Source organism: Actinoplanes sp. NPDC051851 (genome assembly GCF_040681165.1).
Lineage (GTDB): Bacteria > Actinomycetota > Actinomycetes > Mycobacteriales > Micromonosporaceae > Actinoplanes.
This window is the reverse complement of record NZ_JBFAYF010000152.1, coordinates 1-3,273: the sequence shown is the minus strand read 5'-3', so window position 1 is coordinate 3,273 and position 3,273 is coordinate 1. Positions and strand designations below refer to the sequence as shown.

The window sequence follows — 3,273 nt, the reverse complement described above, 5'->3', positions numbered from 1 at the left end:
TCAGTCGATCGAGTAGGCGAGGTTGGGGCGCAGCCAGCGCTCCACCTCGCCGAGCGGCAGGCCCCGGCGCTTCGCGTAGTCCTCGACCTGGTCCTTGGCGAGCCGCCCGACGGTGAAGTACTTCGCGTCCGGGTGGGCGAAGATCAGGCCGCTGACCGCGGCGGCCGGGGTCATCGCGAACGACTCGGTCAGCGTCACGCCGATCCGGTCCGTGCCGAGCAGCCGGAACAGCTCCTTCTTCTCGCTGTGGTCCGGGCAGGCCGGGTAGCCCAGCGCCGGGCGGATGCCGCGGAACCGCTCGGCGTGCAGGTCGGCGAGCTTCGGCTGGGCGTCCGGCTCGAACCAGTCGCGGCGGGCCTTGAGGTGCAGGTACTCCGCGAACGCCTCGGCCAGCCGGTCGGCGAGCGCCTTGACCATGATGGCGCGGTAGTCGTCGTGCTCGGCCTCGTACTTCGCGGCGAGCTCGTCGGCGCCGTGGATGGCGACAGCGAAACCACCGAGGTGGTCGTCGGCCGGGGCGATGTAGTCGGCGAGGCAGCGGTTCGCCCGGCCGGCCGGCTTCTCGGTCTGCTGCCGCAGCATCGGGAACGACTCGCCGTTCTCCAGCAGGATGTCGTCGCCCTCGGCGTGGGCCGGCCAGAAGCCGTACAGACCGCGGGCCTGGAACGAGCCGTTCGCGATGATCTGGTCGAGCATCGTGTTGGCGTCGTCGTAGAGCTCCTTGGCGACCGGTTGCTCCAGGATGCCGGGGAACTTGCCCTTCAGCTCCCAGGCGAGGAAGAGGAACTGCCAGTCGATCATCGCGCGCAGTTCGGCGATCGCGGGCGCCACCTCGCGTACGCCGGTGAAGGTCGGCGTGGGCAGCTCGGAGAAGTCGATCCTCTCGTGGTTGGCGCGCGCCTGGGCCAGCGTCAGCAGGGGCTGCGAGTGCCGCTGCTCGTGCTGCTCGCGCAGGCGCTCCTGCTCGGCCCGGTTGGCGTCGTCGAGCTTCTGCGCGCGGGACGGGTCGAGCAGGTCGGAGACGACGCCGACCACCCGGGACGCGTCCAGCACGTGGACGGTCGAACCGTCGTACGCCGGAGCGATCCGTACCGCGGTGTGCTGCTTGGACGTGGTCGCCCCGCCGATCAGCAGCGGCATCTTGAGCCCGCGCCGCTGCATCTCGGCGCCGACCGCGACCATCTCGTCCAGCGACGGCGTGATCAGCCCGGAGAGCCCGATCGCGTCGGCGCCCTCGGCCACCGCGGTGTCCAGGATCTTCGCGGTCGGCACCATCACGCCGAGGTCGATCACCTCGTAGTTGTTGCAGCCCAGCACCACGCCGACGATGTTCTTGCCGATGTCGTGCACGTCGCCCTTGACCGTGGCGAGGACCACCTTGCCCTGGCCGCGGGAGCCCGCCTCCTTCTCGTCCTCCATGAAGGGGAGCAGGTACGCCACCGAGCGCTTCATCACCCGGGCGCTCTTGACCACCTGGGGCAGGAACATCTTGCCGGAGCCGAAGAGGTCGCCGACCACGCCCATGCCGGTCATCAGCGGTCCCTCGATCACGTCGAGCGGGCGGGGCAGCTTCTGCCGGGCCTGCTCGGTGTCGTCCTCGATGTAGTCGACGATGCCGTGCACCAGCGCGTGGCTGAGCCGTTCCTCGACCGGGGCCTCCCGCCAGGAGAGGTCGACCGTACGCTTGGCGCCGCTGCCGGTGACCGTGGAGGCGAAGGTGACCAGCCGGTCGGTGGCGTCCTCGCGGCGGTCGAAGATCACGTCCTCGACGAGTTCCAGCAGGTCGGCCGGGATGTCCTGGTAGACCGCGAGCTGGCCGGCGTTGACGATGCCCATGTCCAGCCCGGCCTTGACCGCGTAGTACAGGAACGCCGAGTGCATCGCCTCACGGACCACGTCGTTGCCGCGGAACGCGAAGGAGAGGTTCGAGATGCCGCCGCTGGTCCGGGCGCCCGGGCAGCGCTCCTTGATCAAAGGCAGAGCATCGATGAAATTCTTCGCGTACGAGTTGTGCTCGGCGATGCCGGTGGCGACCGCGAGCACGTTCGGGTCGAAGATGATGTCGGTCGGGTCGAACCCGTCCTCGACCAGCAGGTCGTAGGCGCGCGCACAGATGGCGACCTTGCGCTCGGTGGTGTCGGCCTGCCCCTGCTCGTCGAAGGCCATCACCACGGCACCGGCGCCGAACTCACGGATCTTCCGGGCGTGCGCCAGGAACGGCCCGGGGCCCTCCTTGAGGCTGATCGAGTTGACCACGCCCTTGCCCTGGACGCACTTGAGGCCGGCCTCGAGCACGTCCCACTTCGAGCTGTCGATCATGATCGGGATCCGGGCCACCTCGGGCTCGGTCGCGATCAGGTTGAGGAACGTGGTCATCGCCCGCTCACTGTCGAGCAGGTCGGCGTCCATGTTCACGTCGAGCAGATTGGCGCCGCCGCGGACCTGGTCGAGGGCGACGTCGACGGCGGCCTGGTAGTCGTCGGCCTCGATGAGCCGGCGGAACTTGGCCGAGCCGGTCACGTTGGTCCGCTCGCCGATCATCACGAAGCCGGTGTCCGGTCCGATCGCGAACGGCTCCAGGCCGCTGAACCGGGTGGTCGGCGCCGGCGGGTCGACGACGCGCGGCGCGGCGCCCTGGACCGCCGAGGCGATCGCCGCGATGTGCGCCGGCGTGGTGCCGCAGCAGCCGCCGACGATGTTGACCAGGCCGGAGTCGGCGAACTCGCGGAGCAGCCCGGAGGTCTGCTCGGGCGTCTCGTCGTAGCCGCCGAAGGCGTTCGGCAGACCGGCGTTCGGGTGGGCGGCGACGAAGCTGTCGGAGAAGCGGGCCAGGTCGGCGACGTGCGGGCGGGCCTCGGCCGCGCCGAGCGCACAGTTCACGCCGACGACCAGGGGCTCGGCACGCTCGATGGAGCGCCAGAACGCCTCGACGGTCTGCCCGGAGAGCGTACGCCCGGAGAGGTCGACGATGGTGACCGAGATCCAGAGCGGCAGGTGCGGGGCGACCTCCCGCGCCGCCGCCACGGCCGCCTTCGCGTTCAGCGTGTCGAAGATCGTCTCGATCAGCAGCAGGTCCACCCCGCCCTCGTCGAGCGCGCTGATCTGCTCCGCGTACGCCGCCTTGACCTGGTCGAAGGTGACCGCGCGGTACGCCGGGTCGTCGACCTTCGGCGACAGCGAGAGGGTGACGTTCAGCGGGCCGATCGAGCCGGCCACGAACCGGGGACGGCCGTCCCGCTCGGTGGCCTCGTCGGCGGCCTGCCGGGCCAGCCG

The 3,273-nt window shown here is 70.4% G+C and carries 1 protein-coding gene; it reads right to left on the bottom strand.

All coding sequences use genetic code 11. The annotated features are described in order from the left end of the window. The coding region (gene metH / locus AB0M08_RS47320) for a methionine synthase (protein WP_364508894.1) at nt 1-3,273 on the bottom strand (3,273 nt) is incomplete at its 5' end.